Source organism: Kamptonema sp. UHCC 0994, from assembly GCF_029167235.1.
Taxonomy (GTDB): Bacteria; Cyanobacteriota; Cyanobacteriia; order Cyanobacteriales; family Microcoleaceae; genus Kamptonema.
Genome location: NZ_JARFTR010000267.1, coordinates 1 through 5,229, shown reverse-complemented (window position 1 = coordinate 5,229; position 5,229 = coordinate 1). Strand labels below are relative to the sequence as shown.

General features: G+C 41.8%; 6 protein-coding genes. 5 read left to right on the top strand and 1 reads right to left on the bottom strand.

Annotation, left to right across the window (positions count from 1 at the left end; all coding sequences use genetic code 11):
- Window positions 1–188: 188 nt before the first annotated feature.
- Window positions 189–2,192 (bottom strand): excinuclease ABC subunit UvrB, encoded by a 2,004-nt coding sequence (uvrB, locus tag PY364_RS23420; protein WP_275526808.1) that lies wholly within the window; start codon window positions 2,190–2,192, stop codon window positions 189–191.
- A 187-nt stretch (window positions 2,193–2,379) separates the two neighbouring features.
- Between uvrB and PY364_RS23415 the strand changes: the two genes are divergently transcribed.
- From PY364_RS23415 to PY364_RS23395, 5 genes are all read left to right on the top strand, one after another.
- A complete protein-coding gene (locus tag PY364_RS23415) occupies window positions 2,380–2,856 on the top strand; it encodes a hypothetical protein (protein WP_275526806.1) in 477 nt (158 codons plus the stop codon).
- A 392-nt stretch (window positions 2,857–3,248) separates the two neighbouring features.
- Window positions 3,249–3,446: a hypothetical protein gene (locus PY364_RS23410; RefSeq protein ID WP_275526804.1), complete on the top strand. Its 198-nt coding sequence runs from the start codon at window positions 3,249–3,251 to the stop codon at window positions 3,444–3,446.
- 239 nt (window positions 3,447–3,685) lie between these two features.
- On the top strand, window positions 3,686–3,874 hold the full coding sequence (locus tag PY364_RS23405; RefSeq protein WP_275526802.1) for a CsbD family protein: 189 nt from the start codon (window positions 3,686–3,688) through the stop codon (window positions 3,872–3,874).
- Window positions 3,875–4,000: 126 nt separating this feature from the next.
- Entirely contained in the window at window positions 4,001–4,453 is a 453-nt protein-coding gene (locus tag PY364_RS23400; RefSeq protein ID WP_275526800.1) for a hypothetical protein, read from the top strand.
- Between the two features lie 145 nt (window positions 4,454–4,598).
- Window positions 4,599–5,111: a hypothetical protein gene (locus PY364_RS23395; protein WP_275526798.1), complete on the top strand. Its 513-nt coding sequence runs from the start codon at window positions 4,599–4,601 to the stop codon at window positions 5,109–5,111.
- The last annotated feature ends 118 nt before the right edge of the window (window positions 5,112–5,229 follow it).

The window sequence follows — 5,229 nt, the reverse complement described above, 5'->3', positions numbered from 1 at the left end:
CCTGAGAGTTGGTCTTGAATCGTACCCATGACAAGGGTGGAATTATTGAGGAGCCGGATGAGGTGAAAGTCTCACGTCCGGTTCTGAAGGAGAGGTAAAAGTCGCAAGGCTTCTATCGACTCTAACAGAAACTCAATGAAGAACTGTAAACCTGTGCGTTATGTGGAAGGCATAGGGTTAGTTGTAGACTAATGACCTAGTAGTTTATCTCGCAAGTGCTTAATGCGATCGCGAAACTTAGCCGCCTCTTCAAACTCCATCTTCTTCGCCGCTTCCTTCATCTGCACTTCCAACTGACCAATCAACTCAGGTATCTCTTCCAAAGATAACTCATCTACCTGTTCGTAGACCGTTTCTAACTGCTGAGAATTCAGCCGCCGCGACACATCCAAAAATGCTAAAATTGCATTCTTAGATGACTTCTTCGTAATTGACTGCGGCGTAATCCCGTGCATTTTGTTATAAGCCAACTGAATCCCCCGCCGTCTATCAGTTTCATCAATGGCTTTAATCATGCTATCTGTCAAATTGTCACCATACAATATAGCCTGTCCCCGGACATGACGAGCCGCCCTACCGATAGTTTGAATTAAAGAACGTTCAGACCTTAAAAACCCTTCCTTGTCTGCATCTAAAATTGCCACCAAAGACACTTCTGGTAAATCTAATCCCTCCCGTAATAAATTTACTCCAATTAATACATCAAAATCTCCATCCCGCAAAGATTGCAGAATTTCTATGCGCTCAATTGACTGAATTTCTGAGTGCAAATAGCGGACTCTAATTCCGCGCTCTTGTAAATATTCTGTTAAATCTTCTGCCATGCGTTTAGTTAATGTTGTCACTAATGTTCGCTCTTGCAGAAGTACGCGCTCTTTGATTTCTCCTAGCAAATCGTCAATTTGCCCCTCAGTCGGACGTACATAAATCTCAGGATCTATTAACCCTGTGGGGCGAATTACCTGATCGGCAACTCGACTTTCAGAGATTTCTATTTCCCAATTCCCAGGGGTAGCAGAAACAAAAATACACTGGTTTACTTTTTCCCAGAATTCCTCTGCTTTTAAAGGGCGATTATCTGCGGCGCTAGGTAAGCGAAATCCATGCTCAATTAGCACTTTCTTTCTAGCTTGGTCGCCGTTGTACATCCCCCGTAGTTGTGGCACGGTGACGTGAGACTCATCTATTACTAACAGCCAATCTTTCGGAAAATAATCAATTAAACACTCTGGCGGTTCTCCAGCATTTCGCCCTGCTAAATGGCGGGAATAATTCTCGACTCCATTGCAGTAACCAACCTCTCGCAACATCTCTAAATCGTAGCGAGTGCGTTGTTCTAAACGCTGTGCTTCTACTAATTTACCCGCTTTTTTTAGTTCTTCTACGCTGTCTTCTATTTCGATTTCAATTGCTTGACAAGCTGCCTCCAATTTGTCTTCAGCAGTTACGAAGTGACGGGCAGGATAAATATTCAAAGCTTCTACGCTTTGGATAATTCCACCACTTACGGGGTCAACATAGCGAATGGCATCAATTTCGTCGCCAAAGAATTCTATGCGAATTATTCTATCTTCGTAGGCGGGGCCAATTTCCAATACGTCGCCTTTGACGCGGAATTTTCCTCGGCCTAAATCTAAGTCGTTGCGGCTGTATTGAATGTTAACTAAATCTCGCAATAGTTGCCGCTGGTTGACTTCGGTTCCTACCTGAAAAGGGATAGCAGCTTTTAGGTATTCTGCTGGCATTCCTAAACCGTAGATGCAGCTAATTGATGCTACTACGATCGCGTCGCGGCGTTCAAAAAGCGATCGCGTTGCTGAGTGTCGCAACATATCGATCTCGTCGTTAATTGCTGCTGTTTTCTCGATGTATGTATCGGTAACGGCAATGTATGCTTCTGGCTGGTAATAATCGTAATAACTAACGAAATATTCGACGGCGTTGTTGGGGAAAAATCCTCGCAATTCGTTGCACAGTTGAGCCGCTAAGGTCTTGTTATGTGCTAAAATTAGGGTAGGTTTACTAATTTTCTCAATAACCGCAGCTATTGAAAAGGTTTTGCCTGTGCCCGTTGCACCAAGTAGAGTTTGGAAGCGATCGCCTGCAAGTATGCCTGAAGTTAGTTGCGCGATCGCCTTCGGCTGATCCCCAGTCGGCTCAAAAGGAGCTTGAAGATGAAATTTATCTCCCATAGTAACTATCAGAGAATGCTATGTTACTGATAAATATTAACAAATATGTAGTTAAATTGCAATTAAATTAAAATATTTGGTATAATTTAAGATATTTTAATTATTGACAGTAGAATTGAGACCTGACAAAAAAAGTGGTTCTCCTACTCAATAACAAAACGACTCAGCAACACAGAGGTATTTAATTATGGCGATTAACAGAACTGGCAAGAAAACCCTGAGCCAGGGACGCAGAAACAGTGGTAAGACAGAGGAAGTTACAGCTAATGAGGCTGTTACCCAAAAATCAGGGAGTGTATCTCAAGTTATGGCTTTAACAATTAGGGACAAAACGATGAGCGATCGCAAACAGCCAGAAATTCAATTGTATCATAATCCCCTGCCTGAGAACCGGCCGATCGGAACAAATGACTTTGAGGTGTTCGATACTATTCGCAACCGCCCCATAGAATCGAGTTCTCTGGAAGTAATAGAAATCGTGGACAATCGCCCAGTGATGGCAGACAACTTTGAGGTGATGGAAATGTACTCTGAAGCTGGAAATCGCCCAGTTGGTTCCAGTGCACTACAAATTAGCGAACTGTACTCTGTGATGGGTGCCAACCGCCCAATTGCTTCCAACATAATTGATGATAGTTTCACGCTAATGGGATTCATCGATTAGAGGCTTCAAAGTTAACCTCATCTATTTCCTATAACCCCCTGAAAAAGGGGGGGTAACAACTACTGAAATACTTAAAATAGTTAATGAGCAATTGAAGGGGTTAAAGTTTTTCTTCCTTGGTAGCAGGGCGAAGCATTAGCGCCTATATTTTATTTATTATATAAGAGATGTTAAGCGCGAAGCCTTCGCGCCTACAAATATATTTATAGGCATCGGGATCATCCCTCTTCCTTTTGTCTTAGTCTTAAATATTCTATCTTACTTCTACAGGCAGATGAATAGCCTAAATATTTCTCATAGCATAAGAGTATGGTTTACCTTATCTTGAAGTTACCATTACTTAAAAGTTACCATTACTTAAATAAATTATCTAAAAAACCTGGTGAAAGCTAATGATAAATGAAGAATCAGCAACAACCCATATCCGGCACGTTGAAGAGCAAAATCGAGAAGCTAGGGCAGAATTACTCTCTGAGGTAGCAGAGAAGGCCCAAGGTGAACATCGGCAAGCGGAGGCTCAAACTCTCCGTGCAGCAGAAATCTTAAAAGAAGAACTCAATCAAAAGATGGATGAAAAAACAAAACATTAGTATCTTTTGAAACTTGACAGTTCAAATCGCCTCTTATCAAATAAAACTCAGATAATATCGGGTTAAAATTATTTCTAAAGTCCGCGCAAGCGGATTTTGTTTTTGTAATTACAAATCTATTCATCCAATAGTTATAGAACTTTAATCTACCTCTTGGTAGAGGGTAAAGTAAGTAATTACTTAATACTATGAGTCTAAGACAACAAAAGTAAACAAAGTTACAGAACAGGAGAAACATCATGAGTATTGAAGATCGCGCCAAAGCTACTGCTAAAAACATTGAAGGTGTTGCTCAAGAAGCTGTAGGTAATGTTACTGGAGATCCCAAGGATAAAGCTGAAGGTCAAATGAAGCAAAAAGAAGCCCAAGTGCGTCACGGAGTCGAAGACATCAAAGATGATGTTAAGGAAAAAGTAAACCGCGCTTAACACTAATTCAGAGGGTCTAGGTAACTAATTTTTGACCTAGATCCTCTGTATTATCAAACAGAATGAAAACACAGATTTAACTAATTAATCATTCTGTTAATAACATTTTGTATAAGGAGGACAAAAATGAATTTTTTTCAGCAGAGTCGAAAAATTATTACCGGGCTAATTTTGGTTTTAGTGCTGACTATTTCTACAGCCTGTGCCGGAGCACCATCAGCTCAGAAACCGACTAATCTACCTGTAGCAATTGAGGGTAGTTCCAATTATTACGCTGAGCTACAACGGGGAAATACCGCAGTTGGTCAAGATTTTGGTAACTGGGCGATCCAGACTGCAAAGGGTTTAGTAAAAGACGTTTATGTGCGGGACAACAACAAGTTAGGCGTTGTCATTACACCGAAAGTTCGCCCCAATGAAGTGAAAGATTTAGCAAAATCTTTAGCCCAAGGTTTTCATCACAATTTCCCGGATCAAGATGTAACAGTTTTGATGTATGCGCCGGATAAAAAACTGATTTTGACGGCTAAGTACGATCAGCAATCAAACCAGATTGAGTACAAATCTGGTGCGGCTTAAGTAATTTAAGAATTAGGCAATTGATCGCGAGTCTAATTCTTGTCATTGTGAGCTCGGCGAAGCAATCTCCCACTCGCACCAGAGAGAATAATTTCTGAATATTCAGATTGAGACGTAAAAGTTTTGAAAATTGGAGAAAAATATTATGGCTACCAGCGAACAATACAAGCGTGAAATCATGAACGATTTGTCGCACGGAAATACTGAAGCAATGCCGGCTGCATCAGCGGACGAATACGAAAATTTTGATGATTTTGCTCAGCGGACTACACCAGATCAACGTAAACAGTTATTCGGTCAGTCTTTGCATCATGATAACTTGCCGCCTGCCCAATTAGAGCCAGAGTTACAAAAGGCGATCGCGCAAATCAAACCTAATGAAAGAGATGACGTGGCGCGGGAATTCTTTAAGCATTTGAGCAAGAAAGGACTGAGCGATCGCACCTTGGAGCAACAACTAGCGCTTTCTACTCACAACCCCAACCGCATGACTGCTGATGACGTTGCGAAGTTGGCATCCTTTACCTATCACTCTCACCCCGATGTTTTCCGCGAAGTGTTGGCAGATCAGCCCAGTTTGATGAAGTTTTTGGGCAATCCGATTGTTGCGGGTATTTTGGGAATTGTGGCTGCTAAATGGTTGAGCAAGCGTCGCTAGGATTAAGTTTAGAGGCGGCTTGAGAGTTAACTAAGTTTTCCGGGAAATCCAGGGCGATCGCATCAGTGCGATCGCTCTTTTTTTTCGTAACGCCGCCCTCTGGGCGGTTCATGAACCG

Bases quoted from the DNA above. Each gene is read 5' to 3' on its own strand.
- uvrB (WP_275526808.1), bottom strand. From the start codon at position 2,192: ATGGGAGATAAATTTCATCTTCAAGCTCCTTTTGAGCCGACTGGGGAT.
- PY364_RS23415 (WP_275526806.1), top strand. From the start codon at position 2,380: ATGGCGATTAACAGAACTGGCAAGAAAACCCTGAGCCAGGGACGCAGA.
- PY364_RS23410 (WP_275526804.1), top strand. From the start codon at position 3,249: ATGATAAATGAAGAATCAGCAACAACCCATATCCGGCACGTTGAAGAG.
- PY364_RS23405 (WP_275526802.1), top strand. From the start codon at position 3,686: ATGAGTATTGAAGATCGCGCCAAAGCTACTGCTAAAAACATTGAAGGT.
- PY364_RS23400 (WP_275526800.1), top strand. From the start codon at position 4,001: ATGAATTTTTTTCAGCAGAGTCGAAAAATTATTACCGGGCTAATTTTG.
- PY364_RS23395 (WP_275526798.1), top strand. From the start codon at position 4,599: ATGGCTACCAGCGAACAATACAAGCGTGAAATCATGAACGATTTGTCG.